This window comes from Nitrospirillum bahiense, from assembly GCF_007828025.1.
Taxonomy (GTDB): domain Bacteria; phylum Pseudomonadota; class Alphaproteobacteria; order Azospirillales; family Azospirillaceae; genus Nitrospirillum; species Nitrospirillum amazonense.
This window is the reverse complement of record NZ_VITO01000028.1, coordinates 1-20,833: the sequence shown is the minus strand read 5'-3', so window position 1 is coordinate 20,833 and position 20,833 is coordinate 1. Positions and strand designations below refer to the sequence as shown.

19 protein-coding genes are annotated in these 20,833 nt (G+C 67.5%); 14 read left to right on the top strand and 5 right to left on the bottom strand.

Annotated features, from left to right (window positions below; all coding sequences use genetic code 11):
- Positions 1-49 precede the first annotated feature (49 nt).
- Positions 50-784: a SapC family protein gene (locus FBZ88_RS27025; protein ID WP_088873480.1), complete on the bottom strand. Its 735-nt coding sequence runs from the start codon at positions 782-784 to the stop codon at positions 50-52.
- A 242-nt stretch (positions 785-1,026) separates the two neighbouring features.
- Positions 1,027-3,540, bottom strand: coding sequence for a TonB-dependent receptor plug domain-containing protein (locus tag FBZ88_RS27020; protein WP_246138883.1), 2,514 nt, complete (start codon positions 3,538-3,540; stop codon positions 1,027-1,029).
- 344 nt (positions 3,541-3,884) lie between these two features.
- Here FBZ88_RS27020 and FBZ88_RS27015 point away from each other — a divergent pair, with 344 nt between their 5' ends.
- The gene (locus tag FBZ88_RS27015) at positions 3,885-4,769 is read left to right on the top strand and encodes a LysR substrate-binding domain-containing protein (RefSeq protein WP_088873479.1); all 885 of its coding nucleotides are present in this window, start codon (positions 3,885-3,887) and stop codon (positions 4,767-4,769) included.
- Positions 4,770-4,797: 28 nt separating this feature from the next.
- Here FBZ88_RS27015 and FBZ88_RS27010 read toward each other — a convergent pair whose 3' ends face one another.
- Positions 4,798-5,046: a hypothetical protein gene (locus tag FBZ88_RS27010; RefSeq protein WP_145620107.1), complete on the bottom strand. Its 249-nt coding sequence runs from the start codon at positions 5,044-5,046 to the stop codon at positions 4,798-4,800.
- 33 nt (positions 5,047-5,079) lie between these two features.
- Positions 5,080-5,886: a class II aldolase/adducin family protein gene (locus FBZ88_RS27005; RefSeq protein ID WP_145620106.1), complete on the bottom strand. Its 807-nt coding sequence runs from the start codon at positions 5,884-5,886 to the stop codon at positions 5,080-5,082.
- A 197-nt stretch (positions 5,887-6,083) separates the two neighbouring features.
- On the opposite strand from FBZ88_RS27005, the gene FBZ88_RS27000 reads away from it, so the two are divergent.
- Positions 6,084-7,049: an ABC transporter substrate-binding protein gene (locus tag FBZ88_RS27000; protein ID WP_145620105.1), complete on the top strand. Its 966-nt coding sequence runs from the start codon at positions 6,084-6,086 to the stop codon at positions 7,047-7,049.
- A 12-nt stretch (positions 7,050-7,061) separates the two neighbouring features.
- Here FBZ88_RS27000 and FBZ88_RS26995 read toward each other — a convergent pair whose 3' ends face one another.
- On the bottom strand, positions 7,062-8,279 hold the full coding sequence (locus tag FBZ88_RS26995; RefSeq protein ID WP_145620104.1) for a bifunctional alpha/beta hydrolase/OsmC family protein: 1,218 nt from the start codon (positions 8,277-8,279) through the stop codon (positions 7,062-7,064).
- Positions 8,280-8,491: 212 nt separating this feature from the next.
- Between FBZ88_RS26995 and FBZ88_RS26990 the strand changes: the two genes are divergently transcribed.
- The 12 genes from FBZ88_RS26990 to FBZ88_RS26935 all read left to right on the top strand — a co-directional run.
- Positions 8,492-9,349 carry an ABC transporter permease gene (locus tag FBZ88_RS26990; RefSeq protein ID WP_246134652.1) on the top strand — a complete coding sequence of 286 codons (858 nt, stop codon included), beginning with the start codon at positions 8,492-8,494 and terminating at the stop codon, positions 9,347-9,349.
- 3 nt (positions 9,350-9,352) lie between these two features.
- Positions 9,353-10,297: an ABC transporter ATP-binding protein gene (locus FBZ88_RS26985; RefSeq protein WP_145620103.1), complete on the top strand. Its 945-nt coding sequence runs from the start codon at positions 9,353-9,355 to the stop codon at positions 10,295-10,297.
- Positions 10,294-11,472 (top strand): acyl-CoA dehydrogenase family protein, encoded by a 1,179-nt coding sequence (locus FBZ88_RS26980; protein WP_145620102.1) that lies wholly within the window; start codon positions 10,294-10,296, stop codon positions 11,470-11,472. Before FBZ88_RS26985 ends, FBZ88_RS26980 begins: the two co-directional genes overlap by 4 nt.
- 26 nt (positions 11,473-11,498) lie before the next feature.
- Positions 11,499-12,620, top strand: a complete 1,122-nt coding sequence (locus FBZ88_RS26975; protein ID WP_145620101.1) for an LLM class flavin-dependent oxidoreductase — start codon at positions 11,499-11,501, stop codon at positions 12,618-12,620.
- Positions 12,617-13,582 (top strand): D-isomer specific 2-hydroxyacid dehydrogenase family protein, encoded by a 966-nt coding sequence (locus tag FBZ88_RS26970; protein WP_145620100.1) that lies wholly within the window; start codon positions 12,617-12,619, stop codon positions 13,580-13,582. Before FBZ88_RS26975 ends, FBZ88_RS26970 begins: the two co-directional genes overlap by 4 nt.
- A 26-nt stretch (positions 13,583-13,608) precedes the next feature.
- Positions 13,609-14,598, top strand: a complete 990-nt coding sequence (locus FBZ88_RS26965) for an ABC transporter substrate-binding protein (RefSeq protein ID WP_145620099.1) — start codon at positions 13,609-13,611, stop codon at positions 14,596-14,598.
- A gap of 373 nt (positions 14,599-14,971) precedes the next feature.
- On the top strand, positions 14,972-15,451 hold the full coding sequence (locus FBZ88_RS26960; RefSeq protein WP_145620098.1) for a carboxymuconolactone decarboxylase family protein: 480 nt from the start codon (positions 14,972-14,974) through the stop codon (positions 15,449-15,451).
- Complete coding sequence (locus tag FBZ88_RS26955) at positions 15,451-16,338, top strand: sigma-70 family RNA polymerase sigma factor (protein ID WP_145620097.1); 888 nt, start codon at positions 15,451-15,453, stop codon at positions 16,336-16,338. The genes FBZ88_RS26960 and FBZ88_RS26955 overlap by 1 nt, the downstream gene beginning before the upstream one ends.
- Positions 16,339-16,456: 118 nt before the next feature.
- Positions 16,457-16,843, top strand: a complete 387-nt coding sequence (locus tag FBZ88_RS26950) for a hypothetical protein (RefSeq protein ID WP_145620096.1) — start codon at positions 16,457-16,459, stop codon at positions 16,841-16,843.
- Between the two features lie 191 nt (positions 16,844-17,034).
- The gene (locus FBZ88_RS26945; RefSeq protein WP_145620095.1) at positions 17,035-19,266 is read left to right on the top strand and encodes a TonB-dependent receptor; all 2,232 of its coding nucleotides are present in this window, start codon (positions 17,035-17,037) and stop codon (positions 19,264-19,266) included.
- A 78-nt stretch (positions 19,267-19,344) separates the two neighbouring features.
- Complete coding sequence (locus FBZ88_RS26940; protein ID WP_145620094.1) at positions 19,345-19,779, top strand: hypothetical protein; 435 nt, start codon at positions 19,345-19,347, stop codon at positions 19,777-19,779.
- Positions 19,780-19,857: 78 nt separating this feature from the next.
- The coding region (locus FBZ88_RS26935) for an IS5 family transposase (protein ID WP_145620093.1) at positions 19,858-20,833 on the top strand (976 nt) is incomplete at its 3' end.

Here is a 20,833-nt window from a genome sequence, read left to right as displayed (position 1 = left end):
CCACGGGATGACCCGGGCCGCCGTTTCATTTAAGGCTTTAGGCGCTGCGTCAGTTGGTCGCCGGGCGCTGCGAGGTGCGGTCCACCAGGCCGGCCCAGTTGCTGACCGAGATGAAATGGGCATAGGCCAGGGCCAGCCAGCCGCGCTCGCGCCAGCGCTGGAAGTCCTCGGCCGGCAGTTGGTTGAACTTGGCTTCATCGATGACCTTGAAGCCGGCCAGGCTCAGCTTCTGGCCATCCTTCAGGGTGACGTCGGCGCGGTTCTCCACCAGCAGGTCGGCCTTGATCAGGGCCTCCACGAACTCGGTGGTGGCGTTGTAGTGGCCCTGGTAGTCGCTGCAGAAGGCCAGGGCGTTGCGGGTGACCTCGGTGGGCTGACCGCCCTCGAACAGCTTGTTCGGGCCGCCGTGGCTGAGGCTGGAGGCGGCCTCGTCGATGCACAGGGTGAACTCCGCCTTCTCGCGGTTCTCCAGGAAGATGAAGGGGTAGCGGCGGACATAGGCCGGGATGTAGGCGCCGGATTCCCAGGTGCCGTCGGCGTCCACGAACAGGTTCTCGCCATTGCGCAAGCCCAGCAGCGCCACGGCCTGGGGCGGGGCGCCGTCCAGGAACAGGATGGGGTAGTGCTTGCAGGCCAGCGTGAACTCCGCCGCGATCACGGGGACGGAGTTGGAGCCGGCAGCGAACTGGTAGCCGGCGGCGGGCGCCAGCGACAGGTCGCCGTCACGCTCCGCGGCCAGGGGGCGGGGGCGCTGGTAGAAGGCGGGAAGGGTCTGCGTGCTCATCTCTGTTCCAAGTCCCGGATCAATTGGGGTTATGAGTTATGCTGCCGTTGCCTGCGCCGCTGGCGGCCAGGGCCTGGCAATCTTGAAGTTAGTGGTGCCGCGCCCGCCCGTGGTCAACGTCGGGGATGGGGTAATGCCCATCCCCGCACGCTACCACCGATGGCGGGGGGAAGGGCACCGCTATTCATCCCCCCAATTGGACATGGCTCGCCGGGCGTTATTTCGCGGCGCTGAAGAATGGCTCAGAACTTCACCGACACGCGGCTGTAGTAATAGCCGCCGGTGATGCCGAAGGGCGAGAACAGGCCGTATTTGTTCAGGCCGGTCTTGGCGTCGACGATGCCGATGGCGTCGGGATAGACGTCGAACAGGTTGTTGGCGCCCAGGCTGACGCTGATGCGGTCGGTCAGGTCCACGCCCACGTCCAGGTCGGTGACCCACTTGGCGCTGAAGGTGCGGTCGTTGGCGGCCACCGTGCCGGCCTCGGTATAGCTGCCGTAGCGGGTGAGGCGGGTATCGACGTGCAGGCGGTCCCAGTGCCAGTTGGCGGACAGGATGGCCTTGCCGCGCGGCGTGCCGTCGGTCAGGTCCGCCTGGCGCTGTCGGTCGAACAGGGCATAGCCCAGGCTGGACAGCTGGGTCGGTGTCGGCTTGATGTGGGTGATATAGGTACGCGTCCAGCTGTAGGCGGCACCCAGCCGGACGTCGCCGGCATCGCCCAGATCGACCAGGTAGTTGGCCACGGCGTCCACGCCCTCCGTCCGGGTATCGACGGCATTGGTGTAGTACTGCGCTGACAGGCCGGGGGCAAAGCCGGCCCGCTGCAGGATGGTGGAGACGGCGTTGCCGGTCAGCAACCCGGTCTCGACGATGCGATCCTTGATGTCGATGCGGTAGGCGTCCAGCGTCAGCTGCAGGTTATGCACCGGTTCCGCGGTCACGCCGACGCTGTAGTTGGTGGACGTCTCGGGCGTCAGCGGCGTGGCGCCCAGGGCCTTGGCCTCGCCCGAGGTCGCCGGCAGCACCTTGATGGGCAGGGTGATGTAATTGCCGGCGGCGTCCACCGTGCCGGTGAAGGTGGAGGAGGCGTAGATGGTCTGCGCCAGCGAGGGCGCGCGGAAGCCGTTGCTGACCGTGCCGCGCAGGGCGTAGCCGGGCGCCAGTTCATAGCGCGTGGCCAGCTTGCCGCTGGCGGTGTCGCCCACGGCGCCGGTGTAGTGCTCCACCCGGCCGGCGGCGTCCAGCGACCAGGCGGGCGTCAGGTTGGTGGCCAGGTCGATGTAGGCCGCACCGTTGTTACGGGCGATGGCGCCGCTGTCGGCGGGCGAGGTGCCGGTGTAGGAGGCCAGGCCCGGCTGCGGATGCTGTCCGGCGTAGTAGCCGCTGGGAATGACGTAGCTGCCGATGATGTAGCTGGCCGGATCGCCGGGATCGATCTCGTAACGCTCATACCGATGTTCCAGGCCCCAGGCCACGGTCACGGGGGCGGGCAGGCCCAGATCCAGGGCCCGGCTGACGTCCAGGTCGGTGGTCACCTGGTCGAAGATCTGGTCGGCCAGATGGAAATAGGTGGGGCTGGTGGGCCCCAAGGTGGCGTTCAGCGTGTTTTCGCCATCCAGCTTGGCATTGTCGCGGCCGTAGGTGGTGCTGAGGTCCCAGGACCAGGACGCGATCTCACCCCGCCCGCCCACCGTGGTCTGGAAGTCCGTCTCCCAGATGCGGCGCAGGGCGTTGAAGCCGTCGGGATACACCTCGGGCAGGGAGTTGATGTTGTTGGGGAGGAAGCTGCCGGTGTTCTTGCGTGAGCGGCGCTTGGACACGGTGCTGAAGGAATAGAGCGTGATGTCGTCCCCTATCGGCAGTTCCGCGTTGTACGACCCGCTGTAGATCGTCTCCTGCCCCGGGCCGTAGCTGTTGCCGTAGAAGGTGCGATCGGCCGTGGCCTCGCGCGGGTCGCGGGCACCGTTGGCCAGGGGGTTGTACAGGTTGGCCACGCTGGTGGGCGCGGCGCGGCTGGCCGACTGGTTGTCCTTGTAGTCGGCGGAGAGATTGAGGAAGCCTTGCCGGGGCAGGTCCAGGCCGTAATTGGCGGCGACGTGCTTGGTGAAGCCGTCGCCGCCGTAGTTCTGGCCCAGGCTGCTTTCCACGCTGCCACCCTCGGGTGCCTTCTTCAGGATGACGTTGATGACGCCGGCGATGGCGTCGGAGCCGTACTGGGCGGCGGCGCCGTCGCGCAGCACCTCGATATGGTCGATGGCGCCCACGGGGATGAGGTCCAGATCCACCGGTACGCCGCCGTTGGCGATGCGCGCCAGATTGTTGATCAGCGCCGTGTTGTGTCGGCGCTTGCCATTGACCAGCACCAGCGCCTGGTCGCCGTTCAGGCCGCGCATGGTGGTGGAGCGCACAGTCCAGCTGGTGCCGCCGCCGTTGACACCGGGCAGGTTGAAGGACGGCACCAGCTGGTTCAGCAGTTCCTTCAGCCCGACCTTGCCCGTTTCCGCCAAAGCCGCCGAGCCGACGACATCGATGGGGGAGGGGCTGTCGATGGCCGCCCGGCTGCCGCCGCGCAGGCCGGTCACCACCGTTTCCTGCACCGCGTCCAATTCCACACTATCGCTGGCCGGGGCCCCGGTGGTCGCGGTCGCCGGGGCAGGCGGTTCCGCCGCGTGCACCGTGGTGGCCACGGCGGGCAGGGCCACCGCGGTGGCCAGCAGCAGAATCTTGTGACGGCTCAGAATAGCGGCGGCATGCATGTAAAACCCCCTTGGGCCCGACTTGGCACGCCTGCCGGGCTTCCCCGATGTTGAATAAAGCGTTGGGTTTTTAGACAGGCCGCCGCCCTGGCCCGTAAATCGACTTATCCTTGAGGATTTGATGAGGGCACTAAATTGGTAGTCAGGCCGCGCATCATTGCGACGGCCCGCCCGGGATGAGGCCTTGGAAAGGCTGGATTCTCATAATGCATTAAATAAGTGTGAAATATTGAGCTATGCGATATATTGTACATCGCTATGCCGCGGACTCAGGTTGCTGTCTTGCGTGGCAGCATGTGTAATTGGGGTCAATGAGAACCCATGGACAGTGAGGACCGTGCCCCATGCCCCCCAATCTGCCCACCGAGCTGCTGCGCACCTTCGTCGCCATCGTTGACGCCGGCACCCTGCAGAAGGCGACGGAGCGCATCTTCCTGACGCAGTCTGCCCTCAGCCTGCAGATCAAGAGGCTGGAGGATCTGTTGCAGACGCAGCTGTTCCTGCGTGAGGGGCGGCGCCTGACGCTGGCGCCGGCGGGGGTGACCTTGCTGGGTTTCGCCCGCAAGATTCTGGAAATGAATGAGCAGGCGGTCAGCGCCGTTACCGCCGGCGCCTTCGCCGGCCCGGTGCGGGTGGGCATGGTGCAGGACATGACCGACACGCTGCTGACCGGGGTGCTGGCCAGCTACGCCCAGATCCATCCCCAGGCGCAATTGCACGCCCGCATCGCCGGCACCGCCGAACTGCTGGAACAGATGACGGCCGACCGGCTGGATGTGGTGGCGGGCTTCGGCCCGGCGGGGGACCCCAACGGGGTGCTGACCGTGCCGGTGCGCTGGATGGGCAATCCGGAACTGTTGAGTGCCGACGTGCTGCCCCTGGTGGTGCTGGAAACGCCCTGCCGCTTCCGCGAGGCGGCGCTGGCGGCCCTGGACCGCATCGGCCGGCCCCACCGCATCGTGGTGGAAACGCCCAACCTGTCCAGCCTGCGCGCCGCCGTGCGTGCCGGCCTGGGCCTGACCTGCCGCGCCATGGCCTTCGACCCGCTGCCGCCCCTGCCGCTGGGCGTGCTGCCGCCCCTGGCCCCCGTCAGCGTCATCCTGGCCCATCGTCCCAACCCGTCGGAATCCATCACCAGCCTGATCAGTCTGGTGCACCAGGCGATCAGCGCCCAAGGCGCCGGGGACGACGATGGCGAAGAGGATGAGCCGCGGGCCAACGCGGCGTGACGTGACGCGGCCCTTGTCTGACCCGCCGTTAGTCCGGCAATTCGTCACCGGACAGTGGCGGAGCGTCGGGTATACGGGCCAGGAAGGCGGCAAAACCTTCGCCTGAGGCGCCCGCAGCCCGCGCATGCAGAAACGCGGCGGCGGTTTCGATAGAGCGCTCCTGGGGCGGCTCTGATGGTTGCAGCGGATCGGTCTCTTTAACCATCTCGTGGCCACCCGATGGAAAGGCAGCGAATTTCGCACGAATGACGATAGCGAAGCGCGGATGGCCGGACAACGGTCCGGCACATCCCGCAACCTCTCTCAAAACTTACGCATCATATCCCGGCGACTCCCGGGCCAGGCGGCGCAGCAGGCCGGCCCACGGCAGTTTGGCGTGGTCGGGGCGGTGGTTGGCCACTTGCTGGCGCACCTCGGCCTGGGCGTGTTCCGGCGCCAGCAGGATGCCGTCGCGGCCGGCGCTGAGGGTGCGCACCTGCAGGGTGGCGGAGCGTTCCAGGGCGTGTATTCCCAGGAAGGCGTGGGCGGCAGTGGGGCCCAGGGCCAGGGTGCCGTGGTTGCGCAGCAGCATCAGGCTCTTGTCGCCCAGATCGGCCACCAGCCGCTCCCGCTCATCCAGGTGCAGGGCGATGCCTTCATAGTCGTGATAGGCCAGGCGTGGAATGACGGTCAGGGAATGCTGGTTCAGGGGCAGCAGCCCCTCCTTGTGCGCCGAGACGGCGATGCCGTCGGCGGTATGCAGATGGATGACGAACCTGGCGTCATGCCGGGCGCCGTGGATGGCGGAATGGATGGTGAAGCCCGCCGGGTTGATGCCGTATTCCGTGTCGCCCCCCTTTGAGTCGTTCCAAGCCGGCGCCTGCAGGATGTTCCCGTCCAGGTCCACCTTCACCAGGCTGCTGGCCGTGATCTCATCGAAGTACAGGCCATAGGGGTTGATCAGGAAATGCTCCTCCGGCCCCGGCACGCGGGCGGAGATGTGGGTGTAGATCAGGTCAGTCCAGCCGAACAGCGCCACCAGGCGGTAGAGCGCCGCCAGGTCAACCCGCGTCTGCCACTCCGCCTCATCCACCCGCCCCTTCAGGGACTGGATGCCCAGGTAGGATCCGTCCGCCATCCTCATTCTCCATCGCGTTGATTGGCCTTCAGCGTCGATCCACGCGGGCGGGACGTCAAATTGGGGATTTTAAAGCTTGGCTTGAGCGTTCCTTGGGCCGGCCCGCTCAATGGACTGTTGAAACTTATCAAACAGTCGGCGGCGTGCGTGTCCGCTAGCCTGGGTTCTCGCTGCAACGGCATGGGTTCGGATGCATCATGACATGGGGTCGGGATTGGTCGCGGCGGGGCTTCCTGCGGGCGGGTGTGGGGCTGGGCGCGGTTGTCGCCGCCCCGGCGCTGCTGACGGCCTGTGATGACAAAAAGGCGCCCGGCGTCCTGAAGGTGGGGGACCAGCGCGGCGGACTGCAGGCCCTGCTCAGCGCCTGTCCCGATGACAAACCCGGCCTGGACTATCAGGTGGAATGGGCGCAATTCCCCAACGCCGCTCCGGTGATCGAGGCACTGAACGCCCGGGCCATCGACGTGGGCGCGGTGGGCGACGCGCCCTTCGGATTCGGCCTGGCGGGCAAGGCGCAGATCAAGGCGGTTTCCGCCTATCGCTCCAGCGGTGAGGGTACCGCCGTGCTGGTGAAGCCGGACGGCCCGGTCCAGGCGGTGGCCGATCTCGCCGGCCGCACCGTCGCCACCAGCAAGGGCTCCATCGGTCATTTCCTGGTGCTGCGCGCGCTGGCGGAGGCGGGCGTGCCGGTGGACAGGGTGACTATCGCCTTCCTGGCGCCCAACGACGCCAAGGCCGCCCTGCTGGCCGGCAGCATCGACGCCTGGGCCACCTGGGATCCCTACACCGCCCTGGGGGAATTGCACGACGGGCTGAAGGTGCTGGTGAACGCGCAGGGGCGCATGCCCGGCCTTTCCTATCTGCTGTCCACACCGGCGGCGCTGTCCGCCCGCCGCGCCCTGGTGCGGGACTTCGTGGCCCGCATCGACCGGGCACGGGAGTATTCCGCCGCCAAGCCCGACGCCTACGCCGCGGTCTTCGCCCAGCAGACGGGCGTGCCGGCGGAGGTGGCGTCGCTCATGATCCGCCGCACCAACTTCCACCCCGTGGCCCTGGACGACGGTATCATCGCCGACCAGCAAAGCATCGTGGACCAGTTCGCCAAGGTGGGTCTGGGTGGCGACGGCCTGGACGTGCGGCCGGCCTTCGAGCGGGTGCTGTAGGGGCCGCCCGCGTCAGGAGGGCTGGTCGCCCGGCTGCTCATCCACCAGCAGCGTCTCCACCTCCGACGCGCGGGTCAGGGTGATGTCCACCGGGCAGCGGTTGGCTATGGACAGCAGCTTGGCGCGCTGCTCCGCATCCAGGGGGCCTTCCAGGGTGATGGTGCGGGTGAACAGGTCGGCGGGCGTCTGGTCCGGCCGCTTGGTATGCACCACCCGCGTCTGGGCGCGTACCAGGGGCAGGCCCTTGCGCTCCGCATACATGCGCATGGTCATGGTGGTGCAGGCGGCTAAGCCCGCCGACACGAAGTCGTAGGGGGCGAGGCCGCTGTTCAGGCCGCCCACGTCCACCGGCTCGTCCGCCAGAAACTGATGCGGTCCGCTGCGCATGGCCAGCTGATAGCGGCCGCGGCCCGTTTCCGTCGCCAGCACGCCTTCCGCCTCGCCATGCGGGTCCGGAGTTTCCCCCTGCTGCGGCAGGTAGCGGCTGGCCCAGGCGGCGATGACGGCGGCCGCGTAGTCGGCGTCCGCCGGGCGGGTCAGCAGATGGTCGGCGTCGTCCAGCGAGACGAAGCTCTTGGGATGTTTCGCGGCCACGAAGATGCGGGTGGCGTTGTCAATGCCCACCGTCATGTCGCCCGGGGCGTGCAGGATCAGCAACGGGCGGCGCAGGCGGGCGATGCGCGCTGCCAGATCCTGTTCGCGGGCGTCATCGACGAAGCTCTGGCGGATCACGAAGGGCCGGCCGGCCAGATCAACCTCGGCCTCACCCTGCGCCTCGATGCGATTCAGCGCTTCCGGCCCGAAGGTCTGCAGCACGTGGGCAACGTCGGACGGGGCGGCGATGGTCACGACGGCCTTGACCGTGGGCATGTCGCCGGCGGCCGCCAGGGCCGCGGCCCCGCCGAAGCTGTGGCCCACCAGCAGGCTGGGCGGCATGCCCGCCTGGGTCATGGCCGCATAGGCGGCCATCAGGTCATCGACATCGGCCGCGAAGCCGCCGCCGGCGAAGTCACCGCCGCTTTTGCCCAGCCCGGCGAAGTCGAAGCGCAGCACGCCGATGCCGGTCATGGCCAGGGCACGGGCCAGCCGCGTGGTGGCCAGGCTGTCCTTACCGCAGGTGAAGCAGTGGGCGAAGATGGCCCAGCCGCGCGGCGTACCCTCCGCCGGCTCGATCCGGCCGGACAACCGGTACCCCTTGGCGCTATCGAAATCGAACTGCTGGCTGGCCATGGCGGCCTCCCTTCCCTCTGCCTGCCGTTCTTGTAGCACCGCCAGCGGGGCAATGGCCAAGCCGTCCGCCGCCACGCAACGAAATCTCCATGCTTGAGAATTTTCAAACATTCACAGCATGAGAAGTCCATTGTCGGATTAAAATCCACGACATTTAATGGAGTTTACCGATCGGAGATCACCATATTTCATATGTAGAATGAGGTGCGGCCTTGTCCCTGACCCTCGACGCTCCGCAAGACGCGGCACTGTCCGCCGTCCCCCGCCCCGCCCCCCGGCTCGCTGGCGTTCCGCTGATCCGGCGCCTCCTGGCCCGGCTGGGCAATTCGCGCTGGACCGTGCCCCTGGCTCTGATCCTGGCGTGGGAACTGGGGTCGCGGGTGGGTTTGGTGCCCTCCCGCGTGCTGGCCGCCCCCAGCGCCGTGCTGGCCACCTTCTGGACCCTGCTGGCCTCGGGCGAGCTGGTGTCCAACCTGCTGGTGTCGCTGGTCCGCGTGGCCACGGGCCTGGGCATCGGGGTCGGTGTCGGTACGGTGCTGGCCGTCCTGGCGGGCCTGTTCCGCCGGGGGGAGACGCTGGTCGACCCTCTGATGCAGATGCTGCGCACCTTGCCCTTCCTGGCGCTGGTGCCCCTGTTCATCGTGTGGTTCGGCATTGGCGAGGTGCCCAAGGTGGCGCTGATCGCCCTGGGCGCCGCGTTTCCCACCTACCTCACCCTGTTCTCCGGCATCCGCGCCATCGAGGCCAAGCTGGTGGAGGCGGGACGCAGCTTCGGCCTGTCGCGGCTGGAGTTGATCACCAACGTGGTGCTGCCGGGGGCCACCCCGTCCTTCCTGGTCGGCCTGCGCTACGCCCTGGGCCATGCCTGGCTGAGCCTGGTGGTGGCGGAGCAGATCAACGCCTCGGCCGGCCTGGGCTACCTCATCAACAACGCCCGCGACTTCATGCGCACCGACATCATCGTCGTTTGCCTGGGCGTCTATGCCGTGCTGGGCCTGGGCACCGACTTCCTCGTCCGCCTTCTGGAGCGCCGCCTGCTGGCCTGGCGCCCCACCTTCCTGGAGCGCTGAACCATGGCTTCCAACACCGCCCCTCTCACAGCTGCCCCCTTGACCGCCGACAGCTCCACCGCGTCCAGCGACGCCGCGGTTCGCGTGCGTGGCTTCACCCGCCGCTTTGGCGACGTCACCGTGCTTCGCGACCTGGACCTGGACATCGCCCCGGGTGAGTTCGTGGCCCTGCTGGGCCGCAGCGGCTCGGGCAAGACCACCTTGCTGCGCACCCTGGCCGGCCTGGACGCCGCCCCGGCGGAGCAGGTGTCCACCCCCGGTGCCCGTGCCGTCGTGTTCCAGGAACCGCGCCTGCTGCCGTGGAAGAAGGTGTGGCGCAACGTCACCCTTGGCCTGAAGGGCGGACGTACCCGCCTGCAGGCCACGGCGGCGCTGGAGGAGGTGGGCCTGGGCCATCGCGTCGACGCCTGGCCTGCCACACTGTCGGGCGGTGAGGCGCAACGCGCCGCCCTGGCCCGCGCCCTGGTGCGGGAACCGCAACTGTTGCTGCTGGACGAACCCTTCGCCGCCCTGGACGCCCTGACCCGTTTGCGCATGCATCAGCTGGTACTATCGCTGTGGCGGGCGCACCGTCCGGCCGTGCTGCTGGTCACCCATGACGTGGATGAGGCGATCGCCTTGGCTGACCGCATCCTGGTGCTGGCCGACGGCCGGCTGGCGGTGGAGGAGAAGGTGACCCTGGCCCGCCCGCGTGAGGCGGGGCCGGAGTTCCAGGCCCTGCGCCGCCGTCTGCTGGGCCATCTGGGGGTGGAGCAGCCGGCGCCGCGCGACACGGCGCCCCTGACCTTCATCCCGCCCGCCGCCGGCTTGCGCCCCGGCTGGAACCGGCCGGCCGCCGTCAATGGTCACGCCGTCAACGGTCACGCTGTCAACGGTCATAATGGCCATAACGGTGCGCTTAATGGCGGCGCCCATCATGGCGCCCAGCTGGGCGGGGGCCTGTCATGACGGCGGCCCTGCGCCGCGTGGAAGCGGTGGAGGAGGGGCGCCTCGACGGCCCGGCCCTGGACGCTGTGCTGGCTGAATTGACCGCCGAGTTCGCCGCCGGTGCCGCCGCGCATGACCGCGATGGCAGCTTTCCCTTCGAAAACTTCAGCAGCCTGCATGCCAAGGGCCTGCTGGGCCTGACGGTGGGGCCCGCCTGGGGCGGTGCCGGCGCCGACCTCGCCACCACGCTGAAGGTGGTGCGGGCGGTGGCTAAGGGCGACCCCGCCACCGCCCTGGTACTGGTTATGCAGTACCTGTTTCACGCCTCGGTTGATCAGCGCGGCGTGTCCGATGCGCTCTACGGCCGGGTGGCGCGGGACGCGGTGGAGAACGGCGCCCTGATCAATGCCCTGCGGGTGGAGCCCGACCTGGGCACGCTGGCGCGCGGCGGCCTGCCGGCCACGGTGGCGCGGCGCACCGCCGACGGCTGGTCCATCAGCGGCCACAAGCTTTATTCCACCGGCATCCCGGCGCTGACCTGGCTGGTGGTCTGGGCCCGCACCGATGAGGCGGAGCCGCGCGTCGGCGGCTTCCTGGTGCATCGCGACAGCCCCGGCATCCAGGTGGTGGAAACCTGGGACCATCTGGGCCTGCGCGCCAGCGGTAGCCACGACGTCATCCTGACCGACGTGCCCACGCCGCTGGACCACGCCCTGGACCTGCGCAAGCCGGGTGAACTCAGCCCGCGCGACGCCGTGTTCGGCGCCTGGGCAGCTGTGCTGACCGCTGGCATTTATGATGCGGTGGCGGAGGCGGCGCGCGACTGGCTGATCGATTTCGCCCGCCGGCGGGTGCCCAGCAACCTGGGCGCCGCCCTGTCCACCCTGCCGCGCTTCCAAGAGGCGGTGGGGACCATCAACGGCCTGCTGCTGTCCAACCGCGCCCTGCTGGCCGCCGCCACACGCGGCGAGACCACCACCGCGGAAGCCGGCCTGGTCAAGCACCTGGTGACCGAGAACGCCATCCAGGCGGTGGAGACGGCGGTGCGCCTGACCGGCAACCCTGGCATCACCCGCCACAACCCGCTGGAGCGGCATTACCGCGACGTGTTGTGCGGCCGCATCCATACCCCCCAGGCCGATGTGGTGCTGGTCGGCGCCGGCCGCGCCGCCTTCGCCGCCGCCACCCCGTCCTGAAGCCCCCATCCTGAAAGGGTTCCGCCATGTCCAACACCTTGCAGTTCGTCGGCTTCATCGGGTCGCAGGACGGGTCCGAGACCCGGCCCGGCAGCGGCCCCATCATCGACCGTGATTACATCGGCACCGTGGCGCGGGCCCAGGAGTATGCCGGCTTCGACCGCGTGCTGATCGCGCACTCCAGCGCCTCGCCGGATGGCTTCCAGATCGCGGCCTACGCCGTGCAGCAGACGGAGCGGCTGAAGATTCTGTTGGCCCACCGCCCGGGCTTCGTGGCGCCCACGCTGGCCGCCCGCCAGCTGGCCTCGCTGGATCAATTCAGCCAGGGACGCCTGGCCGTGCACATCATCTCCGGCGGGTCGGATGAGGAACAGCAGCGCGACGGCGATTTCCTGAACAAGACGGAGCGCTACGCCCGCACCGACGACTATCTGGACGTGGTGCGCAAGGTGTGGACCAGCACGGCGCCTTTCGACCATGACGGCCCCTACTACAAGTCGCGCGGCTCACAGTCGTACGTGAAGCCCGTGAACGGTACGCTGCCCATCTATTTCGGCGGGTCGTCGGATGAGGCCATCGCCGTGGCCGGGCGCCATGCCGACGTCTACGCCCTGTGGGGCGAGCCGCTGGACGACGTGCGGGAAACCATCGCCAAGGTGCGCGCCGCCGCGGCACTGCATGGCCGGCAGGACCATGTGCAATTCAGCCTGTCGCTGCGCCCCATCCTGGGGCGGACGGAGGAGGAGGCCTGGGCCAAGGCCGACCGCATCCTGGAACAGGCCAAGCAGCTGCGCGCCACCCAGTCGACCTTCCGGCCCGTGCGTGCGGGAGAGCCACAGAACGTGGGCTCGCAGCGCCTGCTGGCGGCAGCCGCCGCCGGCAAGGTGCGGGACAAGCGCCTATGGACGGAGATCGCCGCCCTGACCGGGGCCCTGGGCAATTCCACCAGCCTGGTGGGCACGCCGGAGCAGGTCACGGAATCGCTGCTGGACTACTATGACCTGGGTGTGCGCACCTTCCTCATCCGGGGTTTCGACCCGCTGGTGGATGCCATCGAGTATGGCCGCGACCTCATTCCCCTGGTGCGCCAGGCGGTGGTCGCGAGGGAGGCGGGCCAGGGGGCGACTACGGCGGTGGCGGCCGAATGAGCCCCATCCGCGTGGCCAGCCAACTGGCCGAGCCCATCAATGCCGAGGTGGTGCGGCGGGTCATCGCCGCGACGGGGGAGGGGGCGGTCGAGCTGGTCACCCTGCCCCGGGGGGTGCCGGCCGAGTGGCCGCGCGACGCCGACGTCTTCGTGGCCGCGCCCTTCCGCCGCGCCGGTGGCGACCTGCCGGCCCAGCCGCCGGGCTGGCCTTTCAACCTGCGCTGGGTGCAGCTGGTTTCCGTCGGCATCGACTTCTATCCCGGCTGGCTGTTCGAGGGGCCGGTGGTGACGGCGGCCAAGCGCACCTCCGCCACGGCTCTGGCCGAGTTCTCGCTGGCCGCCATCTTCGCCGCCGCCAAGCGCTTCCCCGATATCTGGGTCAGCCGGGCGGCCGACTGGCAACCATCGCCCCTGGGCCTGGTGGAAGGCGCCACCCTGGGCATTGTCGGCTTCGGCGGCATTGGCCAGGCCTTGGCGCCCAAGGCCCTGGCGCTGGGCATGACGGTGCTGGCCACGCGGCGCGGGACCGGAGATTTGGGCGTGCCGGGCGTGGAGCGGGTGGATGACGTGGCGGCGCTGTTCGCCCGCGCCGACCATGTGGTGCTGGCGGCACCCGCGACAGCGGAAACCCACCATCTGGTGAACGCCCGGGTGCTGGCCGCCGCCAAGCCCGGCCTGCACCTGGTCAACGTGGCGCGCGGCGCGCTGATCGACGACCAGGCGCTGCTGGCCGCGCTGGCGGAGGGGCGGGTTTCGCTGGCCACCCTGGATGTGACGCATCCGGAACCACTGCCGGACGGCCACCCCTATTACAGCCACCCCCGCGTGCGCCTGTCGCCGCACACCTCCGTCTTCACGCCGGATACCCACGCGAACCTGGCGGCCCAGCTGGCCCATAACCTGATCCGTTTCCGCCGTGGAGAGCCGCTGCAGGACGTGGTCGACCTGTCGCGCGGCTATTAGCGGCTACTAAAAGAAAGACCGAACCCATGATGCTGATTTCGCGCCGGTCCGCCTTGCAGGGGCTGGCGGCGGGGGCGTTGGGCCTGGGCGCCCTGAACCTGGCCGGCTGCGGCCGCAAGAAGGATGCGGACCTTGCCGGCGTCACCCTGCGGGCGGCAACATACCGGGGCAACCCGGACTCCTTCTTCGAGCAGGCGGGCGTGGCCGACACGCCCTACACGCTTGAAACGGCGCAGTTCGCGGGCGGCAATTTGATCGCGGAGGCGATCAACGCCCATTCCCTGGACGTGGGCGGCATGAGCGAGATCCCGCCCATCTTCATCGCCGCCGCCAACCCGCTGGTGCGCATCGTCGCCGTGCTGCAGGGCGATGTGAACAACCAGGTGGTGCTGGTGCCCAAGGACAGCCCGCTGCAGGCCACGGCGGACCTGAAGGGCAAGCGCGTGGGCTATGTCCGCGCCACCACCTCGCAATACATGCTGCTGAAGATCCTGAAGGAACAGGGGCTGACCTTCGCCGACATCACGCCGGTGGCGCTGTCGCCGCAGGATGGTCTGGCGGCCTTCAACCAGGGCAGCCTGGACGCCTGGGTCATCTATGGCGTGGTGGTGCAACTGGCGCGCGAGGCCGGGGCCCGGGTGCTGACCACCGGCCTGAACCGCCTGTCCGGCAACTATCTGGTGGCGGCCTCCAAGGACGCCCTGGCCGATCCGCTGAAGCGGCGCGCCATCACCGATTACCTGCAGCGCTACGCCAAGACCCTGGCCTGGATCGAGGCGGACTACACCCGTTGGGCCCGCATCCGGGCGCAGCTGACCAGCATTCCCGAGGCCGCCTACATCCAGGAATACCGGGAGCGCAGCGCTGGCTATCGCCTGCTGCCGATAAGCGACGCGGCCATCGCCTCGCAACAGGACGTGGCCGACACCTTCGCCGCCGCCGGCGTCATTCCCGCCCCGGTGGATGTGCGCCCGCTGTGGGACGATGGGCTGCATGAGGTGCTGGCGAAACTCTAAAGGGTGCCTGATTGCCGGATCATATGATCTGCGGTATTTTCTGAGGGCAACCGGGGAGAGCGGCTACTCCCCCCGGCGCCCTTCACCTCCCGATTTTCAGTTCCACGGCCATGCCGAAGAACCGGAAACGGAGATGAAGGAAGAAGGCCCGGATAAGCATCTGGTATCCCTCTTCCCGTGGCGGGGAGGCGGCCGGTCCGCCCCCTGACCACAGGAGAATACTCGCCGGGATTGTACTTGTCTGACAACCGGTGGGTTGCGCTTTTGTTTTTTGTGCGTGGGGCCGAAATTTTTTTCAGGCCCCATGTCACACGGCCATGACGCCATCTCGTCTTTGGGGCATGCGATGACGCATGATCTGATGGAGATGACGATGAGCACCCACACCCCCCGCATCAATGACGCGTTCAAGCTGGCGCCCGAGACCATCAAGGGCCTGTTGGCGGCCAGCAACGCCCTCAAGGCCAGCGGGCTGGAGCCGGCGCTGCTGGAACTGGTGAAGATACGGGCGTCGCAGATCAATGGCTGCGCCTTCTGCCTGCACATGCACGTCACCGACGCCCGCAAGATGGGGGAGACGGAGATGCGCCTGCATCTGCTGAACGCCTGGCGGGATTCCTCGCTGTACACGGATCGTGAGCGTGCGGCGCTGGCCTGGACGGAGGCGTTGACCCGCGTGGCCGACACCGGTGCGCCGGATGAGGATTACGCCCTGGTGCAGGCCAACTTCACCGAGGCGGAGCAGGTGCAGCTGTCGCTGGCCATCGGCATCATCAACCTGTGGAACCGCCTGCAGGTAGGCTTCCGCGCCGCCCATCCGCCGGTGGCGCACATCCAAGGGGCGGCCGCCTGATGAACGGCGGGGACACCACCGCGATCTTTCAGGCGCACCGGCCCCGGCTGGTGCGCCTGGCCTACCGTATGCTGGGCTCCCTGGCGGAAGCCGAGGACGTGGTGCAGGAGGCCTACCTGCGCTGGCGGCAGGCGGATCACGCCGCGGTGGAGGTCCCCGCCGCCTTCCTGTCGCGCATCGTCACCCGCCTGTGCCTTGACACACTGAAGTCGGCCCGGGTGCGGCGGGAGACGTATGTCGGCGCCTGGCTGCCGGAGCCCCTGGCCGGCAGTGACGAGGAAGCGGGGGAGGATGACCTGACCTTGACCCTGATGATGGCGCTGGAGCGGCTGTCGCCCCTGGAACGGGCGGCCTTCCTGCTGCATGACGTGTTCGGCGTGGCGTTGGATGAGGTGGCGGGCACCCTGCACCGCGATGCCGCCGCCGTGCGCCAGCTGGCCGTGCGCGCCCGCCGTCATGTGCAGGAGGCGCGTCCCCGCTATCCCGTGGCGCCGGAGGAGGGGGAGCGCATCGCCCAGGCCTTCTACGCTGCATCCCACCTGGGTGATGTGGACACGCTGCGGGGCCTGCTGGCGCAGGACGTGGTGCTGCGGGCTGACGGCGGCGGCAAGGTGCACGCCTTCCGCAACCCCATCGTCGGGGTGGAGCGTATGGTCCGCCTGTTCGCCAGCCTGCACGCCAAGGGGGAATTCCAGTCGGCCGCCTTCATCCGGCCCATGCGCATTGACGGCCTGCCGGGCTATGTCAGTGTGGAGCGGGGCACGGTGCTGCAGACTACCGCCTTTGAGATCGAGGACGGCCGCATCATCGCCATCTACATCACCCGCAACCCCGACAAGCTGGTCCGGATCGCGCAGACGCTGGGCATGGCCGGCGTGGCCCCATGAATGGGCGAACCTGCGGCACGGCGGGAACCGTGAAGGTTTAAATCTGACCCGCCCTGTGCTTGCGTCGTGGTCGCTTTCATTGCATCCTCCCGTCGCAAATCTGGGGGAGTTTTGCGCCATGACCCATCGCATCCTGATCGTCGGGCAGGATCCCGACACCGTGGACTTCACGGCACCGGGGATCATCCCGGGCATGACGGCTGACAAGGTTCGCGCGGGCGTGACCGCGTCCAAGCAGTCGCTGGAGGGCCAGGGCTACAGTTGCGACAACCTGTATGTTCAGCCCGCCCCCGCTGTGGCCGAGACGGAAGTTGCCGCCGCCTTGTCCCGCGCGACCTATGACGTGGTGGTGATCGGTGCCGGCATCCGCAACCCGCCGGCCAACCTCATCCTGCTGGAGACGGTGCTGAACACCATCCACCGTGCCGCCCCCCAGACCCGTATCGCATTCAACACCCGGCCTGACGACACCGACGCGGCCGCGGTGAGATGGCTCGGGCGATAGGACCTACCCGGTTCCAGGAGGACGGCCGCATCGCCGGCAAATTCCGACCAAGGCTCAAATGACCGTGCTAGTGCCAAAATTCACAGTCATTTGACGGCCAATCACTAATCACATAAACAAATCTCGTTTTTATGGAACTGTGAAATACGCCAAACGAGTGCTTTCCCATTCGTTTTGCGGAGCACTCTTCCATGGTTCGCCGGGCCTCGTTTTCCCCCGTTGCCGTTTCCTCGTTGCTGCTGGGGACTGCCCTGTGCGCGCTGACGGCATCCGCGTCAGCTCAGACGGTCCCGGCGCCGGTGGCCGAGGCGGCACCGGATCTGGAAGCCAGCGGCGGCATCGCCGATATCGTGGTCACGGCGGAAAAGCGCCAGACGCGGCTGCAGGAAACGCCCATCGCGCTGTCGGCCTACACCGGCGACGCCATCGCCGACCAGCACATCAGCACGGTACGTGACCTGGCGGGCCTGGTGCCCGGTCTGACGGTGCCGCGTGGCGGCATCACCCCGACGACGCAGCTGTTCTTCCTGCGTGGGATCGGTGAGACCGACCCTATCTTCGACCCCGCCATCGCCCAGTACGTGGACGACGTCTACATCCCGCGCTCCATTGCCGCCTCCCCCCTGTTGGCGGAGCTGGAGCGGGTGGAGGTCTTGCGTGGGCCGCAGGGCACGCTCTACGGCCGCAACACCAGCGCCGGCGCCATCCGCTACATCACCCGCGACCCGAATGACGAGGTGCGGCTGTCGGTGGACGCCGGGGTCGGCACCTGGGGTGCGTTCGAGACTCACGGCTACGTCTCCGGCCCCCTGATCGCGAACAAGCTGTACGCCAGCCTGGCCTATGGGCATGAGCAGCACGACGGCTATACCCGCGACCCCACCATCAACAAGGATGTGAACGACCTGAACGTGGACAGCGCCCGCGCCAAGCTGAAGCTGCAGGCCACGGACGACCTGGACATCCAGCTGACCCTGGATGCCAAACGCGACCGCTCCACCACCGCCTATTACACGCCCAGGAACCAGCCGGGCGGTGGCTTCGACCCGTCGCTGTCGTTCGCGGAGCCATTGCCGCAGAACAACTCCAACTCTGGCGGGGCGGCGCTGCGCATCACTCAGGCGCTGGGCGACAAGCTGACCCTGAAGTCCGTGACCGCCTACCGCCTGTTCGGCCAGGCGCCCGTCGCCTATGACAACGACGGCGAGGCGGCGGTGAAGCAGGTGAACTACATCCACTATTACGAGAATGAGCTGACGCAGGAATTCCAGGCCAACGGCAGCTGGGGGCCGCTGGACTTCACCAGCGGCCTGTTCTACCTGCACGAAAACTTCTCCAGCGACCGCAACGGCTTCAGCTATCCCAGCCTGGCCAACCCGCCGCAGGACCAGGTGGGCAACACCAAGACCGACAGCTACGCGGCCTATGGCCAGGGCGATTATCACATTACCGACAAGCTGACCGGCACGGTGGGCCTGCGCTACACCATCGAAAGCCGCGACTTCACTTACCGGCAGTTCGACGACACGCTGACCGGCACCCGCATAACCGACGCGGCCGGCAACCCCGTCGTGCCGGCCACGGCCACCAACAAGGCCGGCGCCTTCCAGACCAAGTCGGATGCCACCTGGTACTCGCTGACGCCCAAGTTCGGCGTGTCCTACCAGTGGACGCCCGACGTGCTGACCTATGCCAGCTATTCCAAGGGCTTCAAGGCCGGCGGCTTCGACAATCGCGCCAGTGCGCTGATCAATGCCCAACTGCCCTACCAGCCGGAAAAGGTCGAGACCTATGAGGTGGGTGTGAAAAGCCAGTGGTGGGAACGGCGGGTGCTGGTGAACCTCGCGCTCTACTACAACGATTACGCCAACCTGCAGGCGACGGCGACGGACCCGGCCACCCTGCGCTCTCGCCGCCTGAACGCGGCGTCGGCCCATACCGAGGGCTTTGAACTGGAAACCACCTTCCAGCCTTTCGACGGCCTGCGCTGGGACAATTCCGCCAGCTACACCCTGGCGCTGTACGACCAGTTCCCGAACTACGCCGGCATCGGCACCAGCGCCACCGGCAACCGGCTGCCCTACGCCCCGCGCTGGACCTTCCGCACGGCCCCCACCTACACCCTGCCGCTGGCCGTGCCGGGCCAGGCGCAGGTGGGCGTGGACGCCCAGTTCCAGACGCTGTCTTACGCCGACGTGGCCAATTCCTGGCAAGTGGCCATCCCGGCGCAATGGAACGTCAACCTGTTCGCCAAATATACGACGGAGGATGAACGCTGGACCTTCTCCGCCACCGTGCGCAACCTGGCCGACCGCCGCCTGCCCCAGGGCGGCAGCTATTCCGCCTCCGCCGCCGGCACGGTCTGGTACTACGTGGAAAGCCCGCCGCGCACGGTGTTCTTCAAGGTGGGGTATAAGCTGTAAAAGGACGGGGCCGTATTCTCTTCCTATGGTCAATGCCATAGCATGTGGGGATACGTGATTGCGGTAAGGGCGGCGGGCATGCGCGGATGGGCGATGCTTACTGGGCTGGTGGTCATATTGTCATGCCAACAAGCCCATGCTGACCGCCCGATACCCTCGGGATTGGAACGCGGAGATCTGACGCCGCAGGCGGCATTGGCGGATTGGGTCTCCGTCACCCAAGCGCTGGCAGGCTTTCAGGATAAGGGTGTTATTAATCGACGGCTTTTGAACGCCGTGCCCAGTAGTACTTTTTCTTCCGATGATTATATGACGTTTCAAGCGTGCATGGCCCAGTTGCAGGCCTTGAAGATACGCCGGATCGATAGTCATGCTGGTTGGTGGCCCACCTATTGGGTGACACTCAATACCGATGGCTGCGGCCATGACGATGAGTACATATACATCTTGAAAGTGAGGCGGTCACTGTGGGGTCATTTGCGGGTAACCGACATTGAGCGCTGGAATCTCTAGCAGGCTGTTGAAAAAGCCTGTGGCTGCCTGAGTTTCAGCATGATTCACTGTTGGCCTTGGAACGGAGCCGAGGGCGGCATGCGGGGATCGGACGAACGGTCGGGGGAGTTGTTCTCCTACGTTGATCTTGAGATGCGGGTACGGGCGGATCATCCGCTCCGGCCGATCCGGGAGATGGCGAACACGGCGCTGGCGGTTCTGTCGGGTGACTTCGGCGCGCTTTATTCCGGCATGGGACGGCCGTCGGTCGCGCCGGAGATGCTGCTACGGGCCATGCTGTTGCAGGCGTTCTACTCGATCCGTTCGGAGCGGCAGTTGATGGAGCGGCTGGAATACGATCTGCTGTTCCGCTGGTTCGTGGGCTTGGGCGTGGATAATCCGGCTTGGGATCATTCGACCTTCTCCAAGAACCGGGACCGCCTGCTGGACGGGGAAATTGCGTCGAAGTTCCTGGCGGCGGTGCTGGCCCAGCCCCGGGTGAAGCGGCTGTTGTCGAGCGAACACTTCAGTGTCGATGGGACGTTGATTGAGGCTTGGGCCTCGCAGAAAAGCTTCAAGCCGAAAGCGTCCCCGAACGGCCAAGGTGACGACGGAGATGGCGGTACCGGTGGCGGGCGAAACGCTCCGGCGGACTTCCGTGGTGAGAAACGTTCCAACGAAACGCATGAGAGCACGACCGATTCCGATGCCAGGCTTTACCGGAAAGGTGCCGGTATGGAAGCCAGGCTATGCTTCATCGGACACGGGCTGATGGAGAACCGGTCGGGGCTGATCGTGGACACACGGCTGACCCGCGCATCGGGGCACGCAGAACGACTGGCTGCCCTGGAGATGATCGAAGGTTGGGCCAACCGGCCTCGCGCCGTCACCTTGGGCGGAGACCGGGCCTATGACGCCGCCGACTTCGTGGAGGAACTGCGGACGCTCAATGTGCGCCCGCACGTCGCTCAGAACACCAACGGGCGGCGTTCGGCCATCGATGGGCGCACCACCCGCCACCCCGGCTATTCGGCATCCTTGAAGGCGCGCAAGCGCATTGAGGAGGCCTTCGGCT

Bases quoted from the DNA above. Each gene is read 5' to 3' on its own strand.
- FBZ88_RS26950 (WP_145620096.1), top strand. From the start codon at position 16,457: ATGACCCATCGCATCCTGATCGTCGGGCAGGATCCCGACACCGTGGAC.
- FBZ88_RS27000 (WP_145620105.1), top strand. From the start codon at position 6,084: ATGACATGGGGTCGGGATTGGTCGCGGCGGGGCTTCCTGCGGGCGGGT.
- FBZ88_RS26980 (WP_145620102.1), top strand. From the start codon at position 10,294: ATGACGGCGGCCCTGCGCCGCGTGGAAGCGGTGGAGGAGGGGCGCCTC.
- FBZ88_RS27025 (WP_088873480.1), bottom strand. From the start codon at position 784: ATGAGCACGCAGACCCTTCCCGCCTTCTACCAGCGCCCCCGCCCCCTG.
- FBZ88_RS26975 (WP_145620101.1), top strand. From the start codon at position 11,499: ATGTCCAACACCTTGCAGTTCGTCGGCTTCATCGGGTCGCAGGACGGG.
- FBZ88_RS27005 (WP_145620106.1), bottom strand. From the start codon at position 5,886: ATGGCGGACGGATCCTACCTGGGCATCCAGTCCCTGAAGGGGCGGGTG.
- FBZ88_RS26940 (WP_145620094.1), top strand. From the start codon at position 19,345: ATGCGCGGATGGGCGATGCTTACTGGGCTGGTGGTCATATTGTCATGC.
- FBZ88_RS26970 (WP_145620100.1), top strand. From the start codon at position 12,617: ATGAGCCCCATCCGCGTGGCCAGCCAACTGGCCGAGCCCATCAATGCC.
- FBZ88_RS27015 (WP_088873479.1), top strand. From the start codon at position 3,885: ATGCCCCCCAATCTGCCCACCGAGCTGCTGCGCACCTTCGTCGCCATC.
- FBZ88_RS26960 (WP_145620098.1), top strand. From the start codon at position 14,972: ATGAGCACCCACACCCCCCGCATCAATGACGCGTTCAAGCTGGCGCCC.
- FBZ88_RS26985 (WP_145620103.1), top strand. From the start codon at position 9,353: ATGGCTTCCAACACCGCCCCTCTCACAGCTGCCCCCTTGACCGCCGAC.
- FBZ88_RS26965 (WP_145620099.1), top strand. From the start codon at position 13,609: ATGATGCTGATTTCGCGCCGGTCCGCCTTGCAGGGGCTGGCGGCGGGG.
- FBZ88_RS27020 (WP_246138883.1), bottom strand. From the start codon at position 3,540: ATGCATGCCGCCGCTATTCTGAGCCGTCACAAGATTCTGCTGCTGGCC.
- FBZ88_RS26955 (WP_145620097.1), top strand. From the start codon at position 15,451: ATGAACGGCGGGGACACCACCGCGATCTTTCAGGCGCACCGGCCCCGG.
- FBZ88_RS26995 (WP_145620104.1), bottom strand. From the start codon at position 8,279: ATGGCCAGCCAGCAGTTCGATTTCGATAGCGCCAAGGGGTACCGGTTG.
- FBZ88_RS26945 (WP_145620095.1), top strand. From the start codon at position 17,035: ATGGTTCGCCGGGCCTCGTTTTCCCCCGTTGCCGTTTCCTCGTTGCTG.